18 protein-coding genes are annotated in these 21,963 nt (G+C 59.8%); 2 read left to right on the top strand and 16 right to left on the bottom strand.

Annotated features, from left to right (window positions below; genetic code table 11):
* Positions 1-6 precede the first annotated feature (6 nt).
* The 16 genes from icmH to tssA all read right to left on the bottom strand — a co-directional run bounded on the left by icmH (position 7) and on the right by tssA (position 16,990).
* Positions 7-882, bottom strand: coding sequence for a type IVB secretion system protein IcmH/DotU (gene icmH / locus AWU82_RS22180; RefSeq protein ID WP_007954389.1), 876 nt, complete (start codon positions 880-882; stop codon positions 7-9).
* A gap of 5 nt (positions 883-887) precedes the next feature.
* The gene (gene tssK / locus AWU82_RS22175; protein ID WP_011336586.1) at positions 888-2,219 is read right to left on the bottom strand and encodes a type VI secretion system baseplate subunit TssK; all 1,332 of its coding nucleotides are present in this window, start codon (positions 2,217-2,219) and stop codon (positions 888-890) included.
* Between the two features lie 2 nt (positions 2,220-2,221).
* On the bottom strand, positions 2,222-2,722 hold the full coding sequence (gene tssJ, locus AWU82_RS22170) for a type VI secretion system lipoprotein TssJ (protein WP_011336587.1): 501 nt from the start codon (positions 2,720-2,722) through the stop codon (positions 2,222-2,224).
* Between the two features lie 5 nt (positions 2,723-2,727).
* Positions 2,728-3,921 (bottom strand): type VI secretion system-associated FHA domain protein TagH, encoded by a 1,194-nt coding sequence (tagH, locus tag AWU82_RS22165; RefSeq protein ID WP_064379813.1) that lies wholly within the window; start codon positions 3,919-3,921, stop codon positions 2,728-2,730.
* 18 nt (positions 3,922-3,939) lie between these two features.
* Complete coding sequence (locus AWU82_RS22160; RefSeq protein WP_003229566.1) at positions 3,940-4,080, bottom strand: hypothetical protein; 141 nt, start codon at positions 4,078-4,080, stop codon at positions 3,940-3,942.
* 93 nt (positions 4,081-4,173) lie between these two features.
* Positions 4,174-5,700, bottom strand: a complete 1,527-nt coding sequence (locus AWU82_RS22155; protein WP_064379811.1) for a sigma-54 interaction domain-containing protein — start codon at positions 5,698-5,700, stop codon at positions 4,174-4,176.
* Positions 5,701-5,710: 10 nt separating this feature from the next.
* Positions 5,711-8,368: a type VI secretion system ATPase TssH gene (gene tssH / locus AWU82_RS22150; protein ID WP_011336591.1), complete on the bottom strand. Its 2,658-nt coding sequence runs from the start codon at positions 8,366-8,368 to the stop codon at positions 5,711-5,713.
* Between the two features lie 11 nt (positions 8,369-8,379).
* On the bottom strand, positions 8,380-9,387 hold the full coding sequence (tssG, locus tag AWU82_RS22145) for a type VI secretion system baseplate subunit TssG (protein WP_039765146.1): 1,008 nt from the start codon (positions 9,385-9,387) through the stop codon (positions 8,380-8,382).
* Positions 9,351-11,138 carry a type VI secretion system baseplate subunit TssF gene (gene tssF / locus AWU82_RS22140; protein ID WP_011336593.1) on the bottom strand — a complete coding sequence of 596 codons (1,788 nt, stop codon included), beginning with the start codon at positions 11,136-11,138 and terminating at the stop codon, positions 9,351-9,353. The genes tssG and tssF overlap by 37 nt, the downstream gene beginning before the upstream one ends.
* A gap of 95 nt (positions 11,139-11,233) precedes the next feature.
* Entirely contained in the window at positions 11,234-11,596 is a 363-nt protein-coding gene (locus AWU82_RS22135) for a hypothetical protein (protein WP_139831948.1), read from the bottom strand.
* Between the two features lie 2 nt (positions 11,597-11,598).
* Positions 11,599-12,450, bottom strand: coding sequence for a hypothetical protein (locus tag AWU82_RS22130; RefSeq protein WP_064379806.1), 852 nt, complete (start codon positions 12,448-12,450; stop codon positions 11,599-11,601).
* Positions 12,451-12,455: 5 nt separating this feature from the next.
* Positions 12,456-12,959 carry a PAAR domain-containing protein gene (locus AWU82_RS22125; protein WP_064379804.1) on the bottom strand — a complete coding sequence of 168 codons (504 nt, stop codon included), beginning with the start codon at positions 12,957-12,959 and terminating at the stop codon, positions 12,456-12,458.
* An 11-nt stretch (positions 12,960-12,970) separates the two neighbouring features.
* On the bottom strand, positions 12,971-13,378 hold the full coding sequence (gene tssE / locus AWU82_RS22120) for a type VI secretion system baseplate subunit TssE (protein WP_064379801.1): 408 nt from the start codon (positions 13,376-13,378) through the stop codon (positions 12,971-12,973).
* Between the two features lie 9 nt (positions 13,379-13,387).
* Complete coding sequence (gene tssC, locus AWU82_RS22115) at positions 13,388-14,863, bottom strand: type VI secretion system contractile sheath large subunit (protein WP_011336600.1); 1,476 nt, start codon at positions 14,861-14,863, stop codon at positions 13,388-13,390.
* 28 nt (positions 14,864-14,891) lie between these two features.
* The gene (gene tssB / locus AWU82_RS22110) at positions 14,892-15,395 is read right to left on the bottom strand and encodes a type VI secretion system contractile sheath small subunit (protein ID WP_003229587.1); all 504 of its coding nucleotides are present in this window, start codon (positions 15,393-15,395) and stop codon (positions 14,892-14,894) included.
* 32 nt (positions 15,396-15,427) lie between these two features.
* Positions 15,428-16,990 (bottom strand): type VI secretion system protein TssA, encoded by a 1,563-nt coding sequence (gene tssA, locus AWU82_RS22105; RefSeq protein ID WP_064379799.1) that lies wholly within the window; start codon positions 16,988-16,990, stop codon positions 15,428-15,430.
* A gap of 715 nt (positions 16,991-17,705) precedes the next feature.
* Here tssA and tssI point away from each other — a divergent pair.
* Complete coding sequence (gene tssI / locus AWU82_RS22100; RefSeq protein WP_064379797.1) at positions 17,706-21,062, top strand: type VI secretion system tip protein TssI/VgrG; 3,357 nt, start codon at positions 17,706-17,708, stop codon at positions 21,060-21,062.
* Positions 21,055-21,726, top strand: coding sequence for a DUF2931 family protein (locus AWU82_RS22095; RefSeq protein WP_011336603.1), 672 nt, complete (start codon positions 21,055-21,057; stop codon positions 21,724-21,726). The genes tssI and AWU82_RS22095 overlap by 8 nt, the downstream gene beginning before the upstream one ends.
* Positions 21,727-21,963 lie beyond the last annotated feature (237 nt).

The following is a 21,963-nucleotide window of genomic DNA, read 5'->3' as shown; positions in this document are numbered from 1 at the left end:
CCCTGTTTACGGCTGCGACTGCGGCTGAACCGCGGCCGGATCAAGCGGCTGATAAGGTTGCAGAACGGTGTCGCGCTGCTCGCCCAAGACCCAGGCGAAGCCCGAATACATCATCACCAGACAGACGAAGGTGAACAGCACCACCATCCACGCCGGCACGATGCGCACCAGATTGCGGCGCTGATCGTTGAGGCCTTCCCACTGCGGCGACAATTCACGCGGCACATCGCCACGCAACTGACGGATCTGCCGGTACAGGGCGTCGCGGATGCCTTCGAGTTCCAGCATGCCGCGCGCCTGCACGCGGTACTTGCCCTCGAAACCGAGGGACAGGCACAGGTACATCAGCTCCAGCATCGGCAGGTGCTTGACCGGGTTTTTCGACAGCCGATCGAGCAGCTGGAAGAACTTCTCGCCACCGAAGGTTTCGTTGTGGAAGCTGCTGAGCAGGCTCATCTGCGACCACTCGCTTTCGTTGCCCCACGGCGTGGTCACGACGGCTTCGTCGACCACGGTGCAGAGCACGTAACGGGCGGCCATCACCTGGCTGCTTTCGGCGCCGTTGTGCAGGGCGCGCACTTCGAACAGCTTGAGCCCGGCGGTCAGGCGCTCGTTGAGCGCGTAGAGGTCTTCGCGGGTTTCGCTGTGTTTGAGGCGCACCACTTCCGACAGCAGTTCGGACGACGCGGCCACCAGCGAATTGAGGCTGATGTTGAAGGCCTCCGCCGGGCGCAGGCGCGCGGCGTAGATCATCCGTTCTTCCAGTTGTTCGAAGCGCGGCGGCGCGGCGAAGTCGGTCAGCGGACTCGCCGCCGGGCCATGGCCCTGACGGTCGAGCAGGACGGTTTTGTCGTCCTGGTTGTGTTCCATGTCCTTGATCATGTCGGTCAGTTCCTGATGGCCCAGAATTTCAGTTCAAGCTCGGCGAATTCGCCGGACACATGGAACGCGAAGCCGCCGGAGCGCTCGAGTTGTGCCAGGTCTTCGGAACTGAGTTCGAGGATGAAATAGGTTTTGTTGGAGTGGAACGCGATCTGCCGCGGGGCCACCGGCAACGGTTTGACCTTGATCCCCGGCAGGTGCAGGTTGACCAGTTGGCGGATGCGCTCCACCGGGCCGACCTTGAGGTGCGCAGGCAAGCGATTGCGCAGTTCTTCGGAGTCGCAGTTGGCACTGGCTGCCAGCACGAACGACGCCGAGCCCAGCAGTTTGTGGTCGTGCAGCGGCGATACGATGATCCCGTACTGACGCGCTTGCAGGATCAGTTCGATGGCGTGCTGTTCCAGCACCATCGACAGCACCTGACGGATCGACTCCATCAGTTTGCGGAAGCTCGCGCCCTGGTCGGCGTGGGAGTAGCGGCTGTCCAGACGCGGGCGTTTGCTGTCGCTGGAGAACGTCGCCAGATCGCCGAGCATGGTCAGCAGCGTACGGTACAACTCTTCCGGGTGAACCTGCTCCAGGCCCAGGTAGTGGCGCAGCAGCAGTTCGGTGCGGTTGATCAGTTGCAGCATCATGAAGTCGCCGATTTCCGCGCCGCCGACCTTGCCGTTCGAACGAATACGCTCGGCAATGGTGTCGCCCCGGTGGCCGAGCATGCTGATCACTTCTTTCAGGCACGACAGCAGGTAGCTGGAGGCGTGGGCCTGAATGTAGGTCGGCACGAAATCCGGATCGAGGCTGATCACGCCGTCCGGCGTGGTGTCGAGCACATCGCAGATCTTCAGCTTCACGTAAGCCTGGTCACTCTGCTGCTCGCCGAGCAACAGCTTGAAGTCCGGGCGGCCGCAACTGACCTGACTGGCGGAATCATCACCGGCGTTGGAGTCGGCGACTTCGGCGTCATATGCGGTGTAGCGCGCCAGCACATCGGACTGCTCCGGGCGCCGGGCCTCGATGTGGTTACCGGTGACCAGCGGCAGCGCCAGGTAGATCGGCATGTTGCCGGTGTTCGGCGGTACGTCCAGCGCCAGCGGCTCGGTGTTGCCACCGAGTTCGAACAGGCTGCCGTCCGGCAGGATCCCCGAGGCTTCACTGATCACCAGTTTGCCCATGTTGAGGAACTGCAGGTCGATCTCGAGATTCAGGAAACCCCAGGTGTAGCCGCCCAGCAACTGGGTGCGGGTCTTCATCTGGTGATCGTAGTAGCGGTCGTTGTGCTGGAAGTGCTGCGGACGCAGCAGCATGCCTTCCTGCCAGATGACTTTATGGGTATTCATGATCAGTCATCCGCCTTGGCGAGCACTTCGTTGGTCTTGCGGATACCGGCCTGATCCAGGGTCAGATCGGCTTCGGTGACTTCCAGCGGCGTGATCGGAAAGGTGTGGCGCCACTTGGTTTCCGGCAGGTCGCGGTACGCGGCGAGGATGCCGATGAAGCGGCTGCCCTCCTCCACGCTGAGTTTCAGCTCCACGGTTTCACCCGGGCGCAGTTCGAGTTCTTCGCTGGCCACCAGATCCGGGTTGAGGGATTCCTTGGCGCGCTCGTAGAGGCTGAAGAAATCGGCGTTCTCGAACGTCACCGGGTGCTTGAGTTCGAACAGGCGCACCACGATCGGCGACGGACGACCGTTGAGGTCCGGGTTCAATTGATCGCTGCCGGTCAGCTTCAGGTTGATCTTGGTCACTTTCGAATACGGCGACAGCGACGAGCAACCGGCAAGCAGCACCAACAGGGTGAGCGCGGTCAGCGTCTTGAAAAAAGCGGTCGAGCGGCGAGACATGCGCATCATCCTTGGTGGTCGGTGTGGAGGGTGGAGATCAGGCGGATCTGTTCTTCGTAGGCCTGGGCGAAGTCGCGGGCCAGCAGGCGCTCGCTCCAGTCGTCGTCCTGACGCAGCGCATGGTGGTAACGGTTGAACGCTCTCCAGCGCCCGCCAGCGGTGGCGAGCAACGGCTTGTTGTCGCGCTCGAAACGCAGGGTCAGTTGCTCCGGCGAGAAGTGTTCCAGAGTGCCGCGTACCGCCGCGCGGCTGGCGGTCAGCAGCGCCACCTGATGCGCCTGCAAGTCGCGGAACGCCCGGGAGATCGCCTGCTCGGCCGGCAAGTGGCCCGGCTTGTGCGGCTGCAACAGGATGTCCAGCGCTTCGCTCGGATCGACGGCGAATTTCAGCGGATTCTTGTTGGTGCCTTGCACGGTGGTCTGGGCCAGACGCAGTTCGTTCTTCAGCTCGGAACGAGTGCGCAGGCTCTGTTGCAGACCGCCGATGCTCTGGCGCAGCAGACGTGCGGCGTTCAGCGCGAGGGCTTCACGCTCGTCGTGGCTGAGGTTCTTCACGTTCACGCCGAGGGCCGCGCCGAATTTGTCCCAGAAGGTTTCGCTCTGGCGCTCGACCGCTTTCGGTGCCGGTGCAGGCTCAGGCTTGGGCTCGACGATCAGCTCCGGCACCATCAGGCTTTCCATGTCGATACGCGCGTAGTCGGCGCGCTGACGGGAGTCTTCAGGGTCGGTCACCGGTGCGAGCATTTCCTCGAATTCCGAGTACACGCGCTCTTGCTGCTCCAGCGACTTCAGCGGATCGAGATCGAGGAACGCGTCGTCCGGAATGATGCTGCCGGCGGCACGCGGCAGGCCGACTTCACCGTCGAACGTCGCCGGGTCGCGCACCAGTCGTGCGCGAATCTCGAAGTCGCCCAGCACGTAGGTGCTGCCGTGCTCGATGCGCACCGGTTCGCCCTTGTGCAGGCGTGCGCCGCTGTCGCCGTCCTGCACACCGTTGCTGCTGGTGTCGGTCAGGAAGAACGAACCCTCGCGATAGCTGACGATGGCGTGGTGGTTGGACAAGTGCCGCTTGCGGTCAGGGATGATCCAGTCGCAGTCCTCGCCCCGCCCGATCACGCCGCCGGCCTGTTTGAAGGTCCGCTGGCACAGCTCGGTGGGCACGAACTGCTTGGTGTTCAGCATTTCGAAAACCAATTCCATGTTTGATGCTCCTTGCGGTCACTTGCCGCGATTGACCGCCTGCGGATCACCCAGCGGGCGGTAATCGTTATCGTTGAATTTGTAATTGCCGCTGCAGCCGCCGAGGCCGCATAGAACGACGAGGGTCAGCAGGACAGCGTGCCAGTGACGAACAGACATCAGAGGGTCTCCAGGTGTAGACAAAGCACAAAGCGCCGACCCTTGCGGGCGGCGCTGAAATAGGTGTTCGAGGTGAATCCGACGGACTTTCGCCTACCCATCGAAATCACCCAGATTGATGTTCAAGCGGCCGAGCCGGTACAGCAGCGTGCGTCGCGGCAAGCCCAGTTCACGGGCGGCGAGCGTCTGGTTGCCGTCGTTCTTGCGCAGGCAATCGAGCAGCAGATTGCGTTCGACCGCTTCCAGTCGTTCGCGCAGATTGAGGCCGCAGTGGTCTTCCGGCACCGGCGCCGATTCCAGGCGCAGCGAGAAATGCTCCGCCAGCAATTCGCCGCCCTCGCACAACAGCACCGCCCGCTCGACCAGGCCTTTGAGTTCACGCACGTTGCCGGGGAAGGTGTAACCGGAAAGGTGTTCCAGCGCTGCGTCCGACCAGCGCACCGGGTCACGTTGCAGGAAGGTGCAGGCCTTGTCGGCGAAGTGCTTGGCCAGGTCGAGGATGTCGCCTTCACGCTGACGCAGGGCCGGCAACTCGATCGGAAATTGCGCGAGACGGTAGTACAGGTCTTCGCGGAATTTGCCTTCGCTGACCAACACCGACAAATCGCGGTGCGTCGCAGCGATGATGCGCACGTCGATCTTGTGGGTGTCGTTGGAACCCAGCGGACGGATCTCGCCTTCCTGCAATACACGCAGCAATTTGGCTTGCAGCGACAGCGGCATGTCGCCGATTTCATCGAGCAACAGAGTGCCGCCGTTGGCCGCGTCGAACAGCCCGGCGCGGTCGCGATCGGCGCCGGTGAACGCACCTTTGCGATAGCCGAACAGCTCACTTTCCAGCAGGTTTTCCGGGAACGCCGCGCAGTTCTGCACGATGAACGCTTGCGACCGACGCGGGCCGCAATCGTGGATCGCCCGCGCGACCACTTCCTTGCCGGTGCCGGTCTCGCCACGCAACAGCACGGTGTACGGGCTGTGCAGGACTTTGCTGATCAGCGAGTAGGTCTGGCGCATCGCCGCGCTCTTGCCGATCAAGCCGTAGCCGCTGGCACTCGGCAGATTGCGCACGACCGGTGCGGCCGCATCCACTGGCTGGCGCAGACGCTGCAGCAAGTGCAGTTGACCAAGCACGAACGAGCCGAGCTGGCCGAGGGAATCGGCGAAGCCTTGCAGGTCGATGTGGCGACGACTGGCGCACAGCAACAGGCCTTCGACGGCCTTCTGCTGATTGACCAGCGGCACGCACAACAGCGACTGCCACGGCGTGGACGACGCCGGCAGAAAACTGGTTTCGTGCAGGCTGCCGCCCAGGTCGTCGAAGCTCACCACGCGGTTCTGGCACAGGGCGAACTGCAACAGTTGCTCGCCGTTGTAGTCCGCCGGCAGACTCGCCGCGCTGCGCGGTTGCAGCACGCCGTCCAGGCATTCGGCATTCATCCCCAGCGACGTGTGCGTAGCGTCCAGCAAGTACAGCTGCGTCAGTTCGCAACCGCTCAGCCCGGCCAGACCGCGCACGAAGTCACCCAGCAGCGCAGCACCGTCCGCCGCGCGCGACAGGCTGGCGAACTGCGCCACCAAGGCTTCGGCATAGAGCAGTGGCTGCGGCACTTGAGTGAACATCACACTCACCTCAGGCGAACTCGCAGGTCACGCTGGCTTCACCGTCGAGCGTCGCATGCACGCGCTTGAGGCTTTCACCGGTGGCCATGGCGTCGAGCAAGCGGTCGGCCACCAGCGGCAGCACGTGCTGGTCGAGCAAGTGGTCGATCAGGCGTGCACCGCTTTCGCTTTGGGTGCAGCGCTCGGACAGGTGATCGACGAGGTTCTGGCACCAGGTGAAATCCAGCTGGCGACGGTTCAGACGCTCGCCCAAGCGACCGAGCTTGATCTCGATCAGCTCGCGCAGCACCGGGCCGCCGACCGGGTAGTACGGCACCACTTTCATCCGCGCCAGCAGCGCCGGTTTGAAGTGTTTGCTGAGCACCGGGCGAATGGTTTCTTCCAGCACTTCGGCAGTCGGACGCGCGCCGTCTTCGCAGAGGTCGCTGATCTTGTCGCTGCCCAGGTTCGAGGTCATCAGGATCAACGTATTACGGAAGTCGATCTCGCGCCCTTCGCCGTCGTTGGCCACGCCTTTGTCGAAGATTTGGTAGAACAGGTTGAGCACGTCCGGGTCGGCCTTCTCGACTTCATCGAGCAGCACCACCGAGTACGGCTTCTGGCGCACGGCCTCGGTGAGCATGCCGCCCTCGCCGTAACCGACGTAACCTGGCGGTGCACCGATCAGGCGGGAAACGGTGTGCTTCTCCTGGAACTCGGACATGTTGATGGTGGTGATGAAACGGTCGCCGCCGTACAGCAGGTCGGCAAGTGCCAGTGCGGTTTCGGTCTTGCCGACGCCGCTCGGGCCGACCAGCAGGAACACGCCGACCGGTGCGTCAGGCTTGTTCAGGCCGGCAGCGGTGGCGCGCATCGAGCGATCCAGGGCGTGCACGGCTTGTTCCTGACCCCGGATGCGGGTGCGCAGGTCGGTGGCGAAGCTGGCGACCTTGGCGTTGTGCTCGCGGGCCAGTTGCGCCAGCGGCACGCCGGTCCAGGCGCTGATCACTTCGGCCACCAGACGCGGGCAGACTTCGAAGCTGACCAGACGCTCCTTGACCTGAGCGGCGGTCAGGGCGCTGTGGGTTTCGTTGAGTTGCGCTTCCAGCGCTTCGACGCTAAGAGCTTCGTCAACTTCGGCGGCGTGGGTTTCGATCACGGTGCCTTCGGCGTCTTCTTCAACGGTCACCACCGGCTCGACCGCAGCGGCTTCACGGGCCTTGGCCAGTTGCTGGCGCAGTTCCAGCAGGCGCTCGGCCAGTTGTTTTTGCTCGGTCCACTGGGTTTCCAGTGCGACCATTTCGGCTTCGGCTTCGTCCAGGCGCGCTTCCAGTGCCTCCAGCGCTTCGTGGTCGATCAGCAGACCGGCTTCGGCATCGCGGCGCAGGGCCTGACGCTGACGACCGCCTTCAGCCAGTTCGCCACGCAGGCGTTCCAGGCTTTCCGGGGCAGCAGCGAGGCTGATGCGCACGCGGGCGCACGCGGTGTCGAGAACGTCGACGGCTTTGTCCGGCAGCTGGCGACCGGCCAGATAGCGGGCGGACAACTCAGCGGCGGACACCACCGCGTCATCGCGCAGATAGATGCCATGACTTTTCTCGTAGACCTGAGCCAGGCCACGCAGGATGGTGACGGCTTCGCTCACGGTCGGTTCGTGCAGTTGAACCGGCTGGAAACGACGGGCCAGCGCCGGGTCTTTCTCGAAGTATTTCTTGTACTCGGCCCAGGTGGTCGCGGCGATGGTGCGCAGTTCGCCGCGCGCCAGTGCCGGCTTCAGCAGGTTGGCCGCATCGGAACCGCCGGCATTGCCGCCCGCGCCGATCAGGGTGTGGGCTTCGTCGATGAACAGGATGATCGGCTTCGGCGAGGCTTTGACCTCGTCGATCACGCCTTTCAGACGACGCTCGAATTCACCTTTGACGCTGGCACCGGCCTGCAACAGGCCCATGTCCAGCGACAGCAGCTCGACACCCTTGAGCACTTGCGGCACTTCACCGGCAGCGATGCGCGAGGCCAGGCCTTCGACGATGGCGGTTTTACCGACACCGGCCTCACCGACCACGATCGGGTTGTTCTTGCGGCGACGGGCAAGGATGTCGACCATCTGGCGGATCGCGCCATCGCGGCACAGCACCGGGTCGAGTTTGCCGTCGCGGGCCTGTTGGGTCAGGTTATGGGTGAAGCGCTCCAGCAGCGATTCGCCCTGGGCGGCCGGCTTACCGTTGGCCGCTGCCTGAGGCTGTTGCGACAGGGCAAATTCCTTCAGGCGATCAATGTTCAGTTTGGCCAGCAACGGCTGGTAGCGGCTGCCGGCGTAGCGCATCGGGTTGCGCAGCAGCGCGAGGATCAGCGCCGCGTCTTCGACCGAGGTCTGGCCCAGCTCAAGGTTGGCCACCAGCAGCGCGTCTTGCAGCCACTGCACCAGTTCCGGAGCGAACACCGGGTTGCGCGAAGCGCTGTGCTCGACCCGCGATTGCAGGGCGGCGCTCAGTTCGCCGGCATCAACGTCGGCATCCTGCAGTGCCCGCGAGAGCAAACCGTTCGGGCGCTCCAGCAGGCCGAGCAGCAAGTCTTCGACCAGAATCTTGCTGCCGCCACGGGCCACGCAGCGCTCGGCCGAACGCTCCAGATCGCGACGGGTTTCGGCGTCCAGCGCCTGGATGAGTTGTTGCAGGTCTACGTTGATCATGGCTCACGTCCTTAATGAATTTTGCTGCCCAGGGTCACCACGCCGTCTGCTTTCTCGCAGCCCAGCCAACTGGTCCAACCCAGGCGACAGTCGTTCTTCTCGCCAATGCGCAGTTCGCGGATTTCTTCCGGGCGCAGCACCAGGCGAATGTCGTAATCGAGCGGGTCACGCAAGGTGAACCGCACCAGCGCGCAAAGCGGCTGGTAACCGAAACCGATGGGCAGGAATTCGTGGAATCGCTCCCAGTCGAGTTCGGTGATGTGAATGCGGAACTTGCCGCTGCGATCGCGCACGCGTTCGCCCAGCACCAGGTCTTCACCCAGCACACTGTTGGCGAAGCCGAGGCGGTTGCGCTGTTCTTCGAGGATTTCCACGCGGCGCTCGATGCACTGCTCGATGACCAGGTCTTCGTGCTTGAAGTAGTAACGCAGCACCGCTTCGATCAGCGCCGCCGAGTGCGCCCGCAGGCTCAGCAGGCCGAGGTACGGCAGCAGGCGCTTCCAGTTCAGTTCCTTGGCCTTGCGGATCTCGTCGCCACCGAGGCCGATCAGGGCGAACAGCTGCGACGAAAACGGGTCGACCGCGCCGCTCTGGAAGCTCGCGCGATAGCGGTACTTGCGCCAGATCGGCAGCATCAGCCGTTGCAGGCGATGGTGGAACAGGTCGAGGAAGTTGCGCGTCGGGTTGCCGTCTTCGCTGTCGCCCAGGGCTTGCTCGCCGTAGAACGCCGGCAGCGGCGAACCGGAACCGACCAGACCGATCAGGTTGAACCGCAGGCGCGCGCGCATCTGCCCGTGCTCTTCAAAAAACTCCACGCGATCGACGTCGCTGCGCGGAAATCCGAGGCTCGGGTTGGCCTGGAATTCCAGCTGGTCGTACAAATCGTCTTCGCTCAGGTACGGGTGCGCATCGCGCAGCCGGTCGATCACCAGCAGCACGGCCTGAAACAGCGAGTACTCGCGTATTACCTTCGTCAGCCCGCTTAAAGCAGGGGCTGCAGGCCCATACGTGGTGTCCATTGGTACACCTCTCCCTGTGTGCTTTTTACCCGCAGCTCATGGAATGAATTGAGACTGGCGTAAAGCGCGAAAAACTCGTTGAGAACCGAGGCGAAGACGAACAGGTCGCCTTCGCCGATATACCCTTCCGGGTCGATGGTCAGTTCGGTGCGCAGACCGCGCACCGGCAAACCACGGTGCAAGCGGTCCACGTGGTGATGCTTGATGTGCTTGAGACCGCCGAGCAGGCGTTTGCTGACCTTCTCCGCGTGCTGGTCGTAGTAGCGCGGCAGGTCGTAGGTTTCGAGAATCACCTTCAGTGCATTGACGTCGGCCAGCGACAGATAGTTAAGCGACATGTTGCTGATCAGCTTCCACAGGAAGTCACGGTTCAGCGGCGGCGCAAAACTCGAAGTGGCCGGGGTGATGTTGCGGAAACTCAGGAACTCCGGGGTCTCTTCGCAGGCCATGCAGATCTGCCCGAGCTTGAGTTTGCGCGGCAGGTTCTGGTTGGTGCAGACCAGCTCGATCGACAGGGTTTCATGGGCTTCGGTGTGGCGGATGCCGAAGCTCAGGTAGGTGTCGAGGCCGTCGTGCAGCAGCGACGAACGCTGACGGATGCTGTAATGCGGACGGCTGTTGGGCACGTCGAAACTAGGGTCGTGCTCGAAGGATTCGAACGGCACGTACTCCTGATAACCGAGCCCACCGGGCTTCCAGCCGGTCACGGTTTCCACCGAGAACACGCCGCAGTTTTCCAGATCGTATTCAGCCGGCAGCAGCAGGTATTCGTCCTGTTTGCCGTCGAGGCGGATCGGCAGTGCGTCGTGCTTGAACAGATTGACGATCGGCGTGCAGAACAGCTTCACGTTATCCAGGGTCGGACGCATGCGCATGATGCCGCTCTTGCGGATGTCGAAGCGCAATTCCAGGCCGCGCATCTGCTTGAGGGTGTCTTCCGGCAGCGCCTTGAGGATGTCGAGGCCGTGGACATCGACGAACAGGAACTTGTCCTGGAAGGCGAAGTATTCCTGCAGATAGCGATAGCCGCGGAAAGTGTTCAGCGGATACGGGATCAACGCTTCTTCTTCGGCAAAGCCCACCGGTTTGACCCGGTCGCCCGGAATCTTGAACGCCATCGGCTTGCCGCTCACGCCATCGATCGGCTTGCCGGCGCCGTCGAGCGGGATAAGTTCGATGCCGTCGAGGTTGCGCAGCAGGCTCAGGTAGAGCATCTGGCTGATGTAGCGCTCGCCGGCAAAGTGCAGGCGCAGCTTGCTCAGCTCAAGCTCGCCGAGGTGGCCGTCGGCACTCATCTCCAGGCGCAGGCTGAGCAGCGAACCGTCGCCCTTCACCGAGTAGTTCAGCGCGGCCAGATCCAGCGCCATGACTTCGGTCGGGTAGCAGGTGCGAAAGCGGCAACGCACGTCTTCGATCGGCACGCTCTCGATCGGCGTATCACGCTCGACCTTCAGCGCCGGCCCGGAACGCTTGAGCGGATCGAACTGCAGAATGCTGAACGCCGGCAGCGGGCGCATGTAGTTCGGCCACAACAACTGCATCAGGGAATGGCTGAGCTCCGGCAACTCGTCATCGAGCTTCTGGCGCAGCCGCCCGGTCAGAAACGCAAAGCCTTCCAGCAACCGCTCCACATCCGGATCCCGCCCGGCCTGCCCCAGGAACGGCGCCAACGCCGGACTACGCTCGGCAAAACGGCGGCCCAGTTGGCGCAGTGCGGTGAGTTCGCTTTGGTAGTAGTGGTTAAAGGACACGGGTTACCTGCCTGGTAGTGGAACTCATTAAAAAACAGCAGAACGACTCACGCGGGCTACATCGGCGATGACACCCTACAGTCATGTTTCAACTTTTATTTTCGAAAAAAAAGGCGATCAATTAATTGACCAGCGAATATCGCCGCAAAAGTCAGAATGCCACCCATTAATGTGTATGCCATCGCACGGACGGGATAGTGTGGCAAAAAATAATACAAAATAAGCGACAGCATGAATGCAACAAAAACGAGTTTGAGTTTAAGCTTTGAAATAAAAAAAGTTATAGCATTCATCAACACAAAATACTGAACCATTAGATCCGGCGTCATGCCGATACCGACGCCTCTAGATGTCAGCCCACCATACATATCTATATATACATCGACGCAATAATTATGCAAAGGAATGTAAATTACGCACACTATTAAATGCGGCACAAGACCGATCCAGCGACTCACACTCATTTATTCCATGTCCCGTACTGATCCATATCGCCTTGCGAGATAGAATTTACCAACTTAGCATTAGAAACGGGAACGTAAGGCGCCTCAGTAAGTTCAATTACGTGAGGAATACCTTTATCGTATACCGTGTCTTTTTTTACCACTAACTTACAGTTTTCTTTCGCCCACAAAATCCCTCGCAATATGATGAAGTTGTCGTAAACGTCTTTCGGACCTTTCTCTGCGCCAGTATAGGCCTTACCGTCGCCCCACTTCACGCCCGTTTCGCCAGCCATCTTTATCGCGAGATCTACCTGCTTTGTTTCTCGTAGATATTTTCTATAGGTATTAACCGCAAAAGGCACTTGGCCGATTCCATCAGCCCAATAGGGTTTATCCTCCATGAACACCATCAGGAATTCGTCACCGCCAGCGCTCTGGAATTTCCAGTCACCTGGCAGTCCGGAGTGGAAGGTAAAAGAAAAACGGTCAACAACCGCAAAGTCAATCAGCTCCTGCCAAGTAACATGCTTATATGCGGTATTTGAATCCGTTCCAGCCTGCATTGTTTCAGGATTAAGCCAGATAAGTTCTCTGTAATATCTGGCCAACGGTTCAAACCATTGACCTTTTTCTGCGTATAGCTTTTCTGCGGTGATAATTCTGAATGCAGAGTCATCCTTACCTGGTTTCAAGGCGAAGAGAGGAACGCCGTTTTTCCTGGTAATAATCCACGCCGACGGAAGGTCAACTTTCTTTGGTTTTGTATCTTTGCTTTCAGTTGTTTCAGCAAGAACCTTAAGCGTCGTCACTTCATCCTGCGTCACAAACGTGTAAGCGACACCATCGATGTTGATTATGGTCTCCATGCTTATTAGTCCGCCGAAATATATATAGTTACAGGCTCTGCTGTTTTGCCAGTTGAAAAACCACCTGACATACCTGTAGACGTTGAGCCTGTTTTCTCAATCCCGCTATCAGAACGCATGGTGTAGTTTAAATTTTCAACCGTCCTGCCATCTGCAGTTTTGAATTCAAAGACACGATTGAATATTCCAGGAATGATGACCGGCTCCGGCGGCACAAACGGCGCCGGCGAATGTGAATTCCCGATAATCACCGTCCCGGAACCGGCGGTGACTTTGTTACCGTGGGAGCCTACGGAATCAACAGTGACAGCAGACTTGCTGTTGATTTTCACCGTCGTGGCCAAACCGCCGACCATCGCACCACCACACGCGGAGGCATCGCCTTCGCGGGCCGCCGGGAGGCCGTCGAAGAACACGTCGCCGGAACCGGCGGCGATCGGATTGGTGCCGTGGCCGGGGAGCGGGCAAGCGGTGGGGTCGGATACGCGTGCTGCAGGTTTGCCAGACATCGGGGTTCTCCTTAGTTGACCTTCACTTGACCGCTGCCATCCAGGCGCGCGGCGAAACTGACCTGACGCTTGAAACCCTCGACTTCCAGCAGGCCTTCGATGCTGAAGGCCAGGCGTAGCTGGTCGTGGTCTCGCGGCAGGGAAATGACACGCACGTTGCTCAGGCGCGGTTCGTAGGCTTCGATGAAGCTTTCGATGGCCAGGCGGGCCTGACTCAGGGAGTCGTGCAGGCTCAGGCGCATGTCATTGAGATCGGGCAACCCGTAGTCGGACAGCGTTTGCACGCTGCCGGCCCGGGTGCTGAGCATTTTGGCCAGATGGGCAGCCACCGACGCCATGGCCGAAGCCTCGAGGCTCTTGCCCTTGCGCTGTTCCGCGTCGCCGTTGAGGCGCTCGAAAAGGCTGCCGTATCCGTCCATGAGTCGCTCTTACTCTTTGTCCAGCTTGCCAACCAGCGACAGGGTGAAATCGGCCCCCATGTACTTGAAGTGCGGACGCACGTTCAGGCTGACGCGGTACCAGCCCGGCTCGCCTTCAACGTCGCTGACGATCACTTGCGCAGCGCGCAGCGGACGACGGCCACGCACTTCGGCGCTCGGGTTTTCCTGGTCGGCCACGTACTGGCGGATCCACTTGTTCAGTTCCAGCTCGAGGTCGGTCCGCTCTTTCCACGAACCGAGTTGCTCGCGCTGCAGCACTTTCAGGTAGTGAGCCAGGCGGTTGACGATCATCATGTACGGCAGTTGGGTGCCGAGCTTGTAGTTCAGCTCTGCGGCCTTGCCTTCTGCGCTGATGCCGAAGAACTTCGGCTTCTGCACCGAGCTCGCGGAGAAGAACGCCGCGTTGTCGGAGCCTTTACGCATGGTCAGGGAGATGAAGCCTTCCTCGGCCAGTTCGTATTCACGACGGTCGGAAACCAGAACCTCGGTAGGAATCTTGGTTTCGATTTCGCCCATGCTTTCGAAGTGGTGCAGAGGCAGGTCTTCAACCGCGCCACCGCTCTGTGGGCCGATGATGTTCGGGCACCAGCGGAATTTGGCGAAGCTGTCGGTCAGCTTGGTGCCGAACGCGTAAGCGGTGTTGCCCCACAGGTAGTGCTCGTGGCTGTTGGCAACGTTTTCCTTGTACACGAACGATTTGACCGGGTTCTCTTCCGGGTCGTACGGGTTACGCAGCAGGAAACGCGGCACGGTCAGGCCAACGTAGCGGGAGTCTTCGGAGGTACGGAAGCTCTGCCATTTGGCGAATTGCGGGCCTTCGAAGTGATCTTTCAGATCCTTCAGGTCCGGCAGACCGGTGAAGCTTTCCAGGCCGAAGAATTTCGGGCCGGCGGCGGCGATGAACGGCGCGTGGGACATGCAGGCTACGCTGGACACGTACTGCATCAGCTTCACGTCCGGCGAGCTTGGGGACATGTAGTAGTTGGCAATGATCGCGCCAACCGGCTGACCACCGAACTGGCCGTATTCAGCGGTGTAGATGTGCTTGTACAGGCCCGACTGCATGACTTCCGGCGAGTCTTCGAAATCGTCAAGCAGGTCTTCTTTGGAGACGTTGAGGATTTCGATCTTGATGTTTTCGCGGAAGTTGGTGCGGTCGACCAGCAGTTGCAGGCCACGCCACGACGATTCCAGGGCCTGGAAGTCCGGGTGGTGCAGGATTTCGTCCATCTGACGGCTGAGCTTGGCATCGATCTCGGCGATCATGCGGTCAACCATGGCTTTCTTGACCGGCTCACCGTTGTTCTGCGGCTTGAGCAGCTCTTCGATGAACGCCGACACACCGCGCTTGGCGATGTCGTAGGCTTCGTCGTCCGGCGTCAGGCGGGTTTCGGCGATGATGCTGTCGAGAATGCTGTACTCGCCGTTTTCTGCGGCGTTCTGTTGTGCTGCGCTAGTGCTCATTGTGTTGGCTTCCTTGGCTGCTGGAGTCTCAAGCGTCCGGAGCTGCGGCGTTCAGGCCCAGCTCACCGAGTACGCGACCGCGGGATTCATCGTCGGCGAGCACGCCTTCGATGGCTTTACGGAACGCAGGTGCGTTACCCAGCGGGCCTTTGAGGGCCACCAGCGCGTCGCGCAGTTCCATCAGTTTTTTCAGCTCAGGCACTTGCTCGACCAGGCTGGCCGGGTTGAAGTCCTTCATGGAGTTGACGCGCAGTTGCACAGCCAGCTCGTCGGCCTCGCCATCTTCCTGCAGACGGTTCGGCACGCTCAGCGTCAGACCCAGCTCTTGCTTGGCCAGCACTTCGTCGAAGGTCATCTTGTCGATGCTGATCGGCTTGCGATCCTCGATCTTGCGATCGTCCTTGCGGTGGGTGTAGTCACCGATTGCCAGCAGCTTCAGCGGCAGTTCAATCTCTTCCTGAGCACCGCCGGTGGCGGGTTTGAAGGTGACGTTGATGCGTTCCTTGGGGGCTACCGAGCCTTCTTTGGCCATGGCTTTTCTCCTTGCGGTTGTGGCCCTGGGGCCTATTCGAGTACCACTTCGAGGTCGAGGTGGCACAGCCTGCGATAAATCTCTTCCTTGCGTTCACGTACGGCATGGTTCTGCGGTAACAACTCGCAGCAACTGTGCAGCAGGTGCAGCACTTCCAATGCAAGATCGGGCTCCCAGGCGTGCAGGCCTGAGTCCTGTAATGTCTGATCGAGGGTTTCGAGCTGGTTCTTGGCCAGTTCGTATTTCTTGGCCAGGAAACACAGCCGCGCGAGGGCGAACTGCCAGAAGAAGCGTTCGCGCCCGCCGTGCGCCGATTGCAGGCCCTGCTTGAGGATCTGCACTGCGGGCTTGAGGCCTTCCTTGCGCAGGATCGGCTGGACTTCTTCGAGGGCCTTTTCCCAGGCCGGCTGGGTTTCGGCGTTTTCGGTTTCGACCTTGCGCGGCGCGCTGGCGCTTTGCAGGTGCGGCATGACGTTGGCGGCGATCCACGCCCGGGTGGACGGATCGGCGAACGGCGCGCCGTCATGGAAACGCAGCTCGATGATGCCGGGCAGGCGTTGAATCAAAAGCGCGAAGTGGATTTCCACTTCGCGCATGGCCAGCTCGGCGTTGAGGTTCTGGAGACATTCCCAGACCATCCTCTGGCCATCGAACCAGAACGGTGCCTTCGCCAGGCTCGCCTCCAGTTCCACCAGCAGGTCGGCGTATTTGCCCTGATCGAAGCGGTCCTGATACTGCTTGAGCTTGTCGACCGGCAACCCGCGCAGCACGGTGATCTGCTCGGCGTTGCGCTCGGGCACCGCGTCGATCGTCATCCACAGCAAGGTGCGGTTGAGGCGCAGCGCGCGCAGGTCGGTGGCTTTCTGCTTGAGCCACCAGGCGCACAACGGGCGGGCGCTTTCCTGCTGGGCGCGCAGGGCCTTGTGGGCTTCTTTCTCGTTGTCGATCGGCGCACCGGGTGCCAGCAACTGAGTCGCCGCCTGCTTGACCTGGGCCACCGCCGCGCCCACCACGCCGGGCGCCGGCTGGTTGTCGGCGGCGCGCTGGATCATGGTTTTCAGACGACGGGAGAGCGGCAGCAGCAGCGGCGCATCATCGCCCAGATGCTCGGTGCAGACGGCGTCGAGACCGGACAGATGCTCGGACAACTGCCGGAACATCGGCAGCTGTTCCTTGATCGCGATGTTCTCGGTGATCACCTGCTCAAGACGCGGCACCAGCCAGCCGATGGCGGCGGCCCGGGTGCGGGGTTTGAGCGGGTGAATCTCGGCCCAGTTGTTTTCCGACAAATGGTGCAGAAAACCGAGGCCGGCCAGCAGGCCGGGGAAGGATTCACGCTGGTACAGCGACCAGGTCAGCCAGGCGCCGACACGCAAGTCCTTGGATTGGGTACGCAGGAGGTTTTCGCTGTTTTCGCGAATTTTCAGCCAGTCGATCTGCCCGCTTTCGTGCATCGACGAGGCTTTGGCCAGCTCGCTTTCCAGGGCCTCGAATTCGCTCGAGAAGCGAACGTCTTCGCCCGCAAAATTCTCTTTGGAAACAGAGACTTTAGCGAGTTCGAGGTAATGGGCGGAAAGTTTGCTTGAGTAGGACATCCATGGCCTTTATAAGGATTACGGTCGTGCGCCTATTGGAGTTGCAGCGGCGCGGGACAGTATCGAAGAGCAGTCGGAAGACTCATCCAATTGAGTGTTTGCTCTTTCAAGTGCGCGCATCGTAATCACAATGATGGCCACTAGCAAGCATCTGATTAAACAACAAGACGAACTGTTCATTGGGCTCTGTAGGAGATCGCCCTATATGTGACAGGGGATTCCCTGATGTCCCTTTATATTTCACTTTTAAGCCTATCCCTTCCGAAAGCATTGGGCCAGAGCGGCCGGCGCGCGGCGTCGAGAGCATCTGCACGCTCGTTCCACAAGTAAGCGGAGAAAGCATGACAAACCCCGAAAAAATTTGAAGTAGGACGCTTCCGAAAATACACCACCATTTATTAACAAATGACTGGCGACAACAGACAACATTAAAAGTGCCATCAAATTGATGGCATTTATATGTTTAATAGTCTTGGATCCTTGCCTGCATAAGACTATTACGCAGGATTCCAATCACCCGCCGTCACTTTCCCGCAGCCATTTCCCACAATTTCCACGTTGTTTTACAACCCGGAAAGCTCCGACTTAAACAAGCGATCCTTCTTACATAAATCTGTTTAACGCCTTGTTAGCGTGCCGGCCAATGTTCGCGTGCGCTGACCAGGGAGGGTTTCGACATCACGCCGTCTTCCCCTCTCTGCTTAAGGACAAGCGTATGTCTGGAGCTGTCAGTTCTGCGCGCTTTACGCTGCAGATTCACGCTGTTCGCAACGACTTCAAGGTGCTGGCCTTCGAAGGCACCGAGACCATCAGCACCCTTTATGCCATCCACGTCGAACTGGTCAGTGAAGACCCCGACTTCGATATGGAAGGCCTGCTCGGTCAGCCTGCCTTCCTGCAGTTCGGCCTGAACGGTGAAGGCATTCACGGGCGCATCGAAGATGTGTTGGCGGGTGAGTCGGGAAAACGCCTGACCCGTTATCGCCTGATACTGGTGCCGAGCCTCCACTATTTGCAGTTCAGTCACGATCAACGGATTTACCAGGAGCAGACTGTCCCGCAGATCATCACGCAAACGCTCAAGCGACATGGCATCCTCGCCGATGCGTTCACCTTCCATGTCCAGCCCCTAGCGGCACGGGATTACTGCACCCAATACGGCGAAAGCGATTTCGAGTTCATTCAGCGCCTGTGTGCCGAGGACGGAATCGCCTGGCATCACCAGCACTCCGCGCAAGGCCATTTGCTGGTGTTCACCGATGACGCGGTGTTCCTCCCGACATTGCGCGCCACACCCTATCGCCGGGATAGCGGGATGGTCCCGGAATATCCAGTAGTCAGCAGGTTTTCCTTGCGCGCCGCCACCCGGACAAGCCGGGTCACGCGACGCGACTATGACCTGAGGCGACCGACGCTTTTAATCGAAAGCCGCTTCAGCGCCGAATTCACCCCGACGCTTGAGGACTACCAATACCCGTTGCCGCTGGACAACGAAAAGCGTGGCAAGCAACTGGCCCGTCAGGCCCTGGAGCGCCATCGCGCAGACTATGAAATGGCAGAGGGTCAAAGCAACCAACCTACCTTGCGCTGCGGCCATCTGTTTGAACTGACCGAACACCCTCGCCAGAAATACAACGGTCTGTGGCTGCTGCTCGGGATCACCCACACCGGGCGGCAGCCGCAAGTGCTCGAAGAGTCGGTTAGCAGCGAAACTCAATCGGCGGACGGTTTTACCCAAGGCTATCGCAACACCTTCCACGCCATTCCGGCCGAGGTAGTTTTCCGTCCGCCGCTTCCCGCACGCAGGCCACCGCTGGTCAGCCAGACCGCCCGGGTGACCGGCCCCAAAGGCGAAGAGATCTACTGCGATGAGTTCGGTCGCGTAAAAGTCGAATTCCACTGGGACCGAGCCGAATTAAACAGTGAGCGCAGCAGTTGCTGGGTGCGGGTCTCGTCGAGCTGGGCCGGGAACGGTTTCGGTGTCGTCACCCTCCCCCGCATCGGGATGGAAGTGGTGGTGACCTTCGTGGAAGGTGATCCCGACAAGCCGCTGATTACCGGCTGCGTGATCAACAAGGTCACCCCTGCACCCTACAAACTTCCCGAGCACAAGACCCGAACCGTGTTGCGCAGTCGCAGCTCGCCTGACACCGGCGGCTACAGCGAATTGATGATTGAAGACCGCGCCGGACTGGAACTGGTCTACCTGCGTGCCCAGCGCGACATGGAGCGGCAGGTTCTCCATGACAGCCGGCTGGTGGTCGGGCGCGATCGATGGGAAAGCATCCAGGGCAGCAGCCAGACGACGGCCGGGAAAATCATTACCGTCGAGGCGGGCCAGCAGGTGCAGATCAAGGCCGGCGCCAGCGTGGTGCTGGATGCCGGCGCCAGCATCACGCTGAAGGCGGGCGGTCACCATATCGTGATCGACAGGGGCGGGATCTTCAGCAGTACCGAGGTCGTGGCGGGAGGAAAGACGTCCGCCAGCGGAGCCGCTGATCATCCAGAAGCCGCAATGGCGGGAGCCTTGGCGGCCGGACTGACGGCCTCATCCACTCAAGACCCGGAAGTCGCCGAACTCGAAGAAGAGGAGGAAGAAGTTGAACTGGAAGATGAAATGCCTGCCGGCATCACCTTGCGGATCGGCGTGTTTTTCGATGGGACGGGGAACAACAAGGCCAACAGCGAAACGGTCGCGGCTTGCTATGCGCCAGATGCCAATCTGGCGGAGGCAGCCGAAGAGATTCAGAAGCACTGCGCCGCTTATGGCTATGACGGAAATGGCAACTCGCCGGATAACAGCTACGGCAATGATGTAAGCAATATCGTGCGGTTGCATGAGCTGTATACAGACCATGCCTTTGACGTATTACCAGAGAACACGAAACAGGCTTCTTTGCGCGTATACATCGAAGGCATCGGTACAACCGCTGACGGAGACGACTCACTTTACGCACAGGCAACCGGCCGAGGCGAAACGGGTGTTCTGGCTCGTGTGGAGCAGAGCCCTGAAAAAATCATGGAGCAAATTCGGTCACTGATTGATAGCAACCCCAACACGCTAATAGAAAGAATCGAATTCGATATTTTCGGTTTCAGTCGAGGCGCCGCCGCTGCACGGCACTTCGCAAACGAGGTGCTAAAAGGCAAGCGCAGCATTCTCGCAAAGGCGTTGCCAGCAGGCTCTCCGTTCTTGGTCAGTAGCTTTGACTGGGTTTCACAATCCAGTATCAGCATCAATTTCATTGGTCTGTTTGATACCGTCGCGGCAATCGCCAATCCATGGTTGCTCGACTTCACTGGCGCCAACAGCAGAAATCCGGGACTGAACTTGAAGCTGCCGGAGGGTTGCGCCAACAAAGTGGTGCACCTGGTGGCGCGTGATGAACATCGCGAGAACTTTGCCCTTAATAGCCTGGGTGAGATTGATCTGGTATTACCCGGCGCCCACTCGGATCTGGGAGGTGGCTATCTGCCCAGGGCCAGGGAGAAACTTCTGTTGAGCAGTCCGATCACCAGCACCATCAGCCAAAGCAAGGAAGCGACCCGGAGCGCAGCCTATGTCTCTGCCGAAAAGGAGGCGTTTGCCTGGTATACGAAAGGCGTCATCGAAGATGACGCTCCAGGCAATCAACTGCGGGTTGCACTCTGGGAAGCCCCTGTCATTCAACGATTGGAAAGGGGCAGATCCACACCGGAGCCCCAGAAGCGGGTTTATGCTGCGGCCATGATTGAACGCCCGGTACACGGTGAGTTGTCGCTGGTGTATTTACGCATCATGCGTGAGCTGGCGGTAAGAGCCGGGGTGCCGCTCAAGCTGATTCCCGACAGGTCAGCGCTAAATTTGCCCGCAGAGTTAGTACCCATTCACAAAAAACTTCAGGCTTACGCCTTGGGTGAGTCATCTGTTGAAGGGCTGACTATCAAAGAACGGGCTTTGTTACGCAGTCGCTATATCCACCTATCTGCGCACTGGAACGCAGCCAAAGATTTCAACAACAGCGACTGGAGCGTTGTTTTTATCAACCGCCCAACAAAGAACAAACAACGAGTGGTGCACCCCCATGAATAAATTCACTCGGCCCGTCAAAAAACACACGGGGTTCGTCTTCGGATTGCTGTTGGTGCTTTGCACTCAAAGTCATGCACAACCGATCACCAAACGGCCTTGGTATCTCGGCTTCGGAGCACCCGCCTACATGGAGGTCTGGATTGAAACGGCCGACGTGGTGGATATCCGTGAACGTGTGTTCAAACGCGCCGGAGCCGGGATTGCCTCGGTGAACACACCCGCCGACAACAAGGGCAAGCCCGCAGGCTGGCCTGACAGCCCCGGTAGTGGCGGCGGACGTGACGTCACTGGTGCCGATCTTCCCCGCTTGATCTATGTGCGATGGCAATCACTGGCTGAGCCTCAAACCTATGAGGCCTACATTGTGATTCCCGAATCTGCGCGGGAAATCATGCACAAACCGGAAAAGGCGTACTGCAGACTGGATGGCAAATGGATCACGGATTACCGCGATCGCGTAACTATTGGATTGGCGCCCGGCGGCATTGCCAAGGTTTGGCAGCGTGGGCCTTGTCTCAAGCCTGTCGAGATTGCTCGGGTTGAAGGGAGCATCGTCAAGCAGGGGCCGTATCAAGGGAAAAATGGAGGACGCTACGCGCTACCTCTTTCACCGGAGTCCAAAACCTACATCGAAAAATACGGCATCCCCTTCGGGAGCTGGTAAGGCATCTCACCCCCTCCAGTCACTTGCCAATCTGCAATCACTGAACAAAGGGATCCATAAGTAACGTCAGGGAGCGTTAAACCATCATGAGCGGCAGACACAATAAACGATCAATATCAGGGTTTGGATGCGCTTTGGTTGTCATGCTAACGCTCACAACCAGCACCTCTGCTCGTGCTGAGGGCTGCATCGGATTTGGATGCCTGTTGAACGGTGGCCCCTTGGAGTTCTCGATGC

The sequence above is a fragment of the Pseudomonas glycinae genome, assembly GCF_001594225.2.
GTDB classification, from domain to species: Bacteria; Pseudomonadota; Gammaproteobacteria; order Pseudomonadales; family Pseudomonadaceae; genus Aquipseudomonas; species Aquipseudomonas glycinae.
This window is presented reverse-complemented; position numbering and strand designations above follow the sequence as displayed.

Excerpts from the sequence above, each read along its gene's own strand:
- tssK (WP_011336586.1), bottom strand. The coding sequence starts at position 2,219 with ATGAATACCCATAAAGTCATCTGGCAGGAAGGCATGCTGCTGCGTCCG.
- AWU82_RS22130 (WP_064379806.1), bottom strand. The coding sequence starts at position 12,450 with ATGGAGACCATAATCAACATCGATGGTGTCGCTTACACGTTTGTGACG.
- AWU82_RS22095 (WP_011336603.1), top strand. The coding sequence starts at position 21,055 with ATGAATAAATTCACTCGGCCCGTCAAAAAACACACGGGGTTCGTCTTC.
- tssB (WP_003229587.1), bottom strand. The coding sequence starts at position 15,395 with ATGGCCAAAGAAGGCTCGGTAGCCCCCAAGGAACGCATCAACGTCACC.
- tssI (WP_064379797.1), top strand. The coding sequence starts at position 17,706 with ATGTCTGGAGCTGTCAGTTCTGCGCGCTTTACGCTGCAGATTCACGCT.
- tssE (WP_064379801.1), bottom strand. The coding sequence starts at position 13,378 with ATGGACGGATACGGCAGCCTTTTCGAGCGCCTCAACGGCGACGCGGAA.
- AWU82_RS22125 (WP_064379804.1), bottom strand. The coding sequence starts at position 12,959 with ATGTCTGGCAAACCTGCAGCACGCGTATCCGACCCCACCGCTTGCCCG.
- tagH (WP_064379813.1), bottom strand. The coding sequence starts at position 3,921 with ATGGAATTGGTTTTCGAAATGCTGAACACCAAGCAGTTCGTGCCCACC.
- AWU82_RS22155 (WP_064379811.1), bottom strand. The coding sequence starts at position 5,700 with ATGTTCACTCAAGTGCCGCAGCCACTGCTCTATGCCGAAGCCTTGGTG.
- tssG (WP_039765146.1), bottom strand. The coding sequence starts at position 9,387 with ATGGACACCACGTATGGGCCTGCAGCCCCTGCTTTAAGCGGGCTGACG.
- AWU82_RS22160 (WP_003229566.1), bottom strand. The coding sequence starts at position 4,080 with ATGTCTGTTCGTCACTGGCACGCTGTCCTGCTGACCCTCGTCGTTCTA.
- tssA (WP_064379799.1), bottom strand. The coding sequence starts at position 16,990 with ATGTCCTACTCAAGCAAACTTTCCGCCCATTACCTCGAACTCGCTAAA.
- tssH (WP_011336591.1), bottom strand. The coding sequence starts at position 8,368 with ATGATCAACGTAGACCTGCAACAACTCATCCAGGCGCTGGACGCCGAA.
- tssC (WP_011336600.1), bottom strand. The coding sequence starts at position 14,863 with ATGAGCACTAGCGCAGCACAACAGAACGCCGCAGAAAACGGCGAGTAC.
- tssJ (WP_011336587.1), bottom strand. The coding sequence starts at position 2,722 with ATGTCTCGCCGCTCGACCGCTTTTTTCAAGACGCTGACCGCGCTCACC.
- icmH (WP_007954389.1), bottom strand. The coding sequence starts at position 882 with ATGATCAAGGACATGGAACACAACCAGGACGACAAAACCGTCCTGCTC.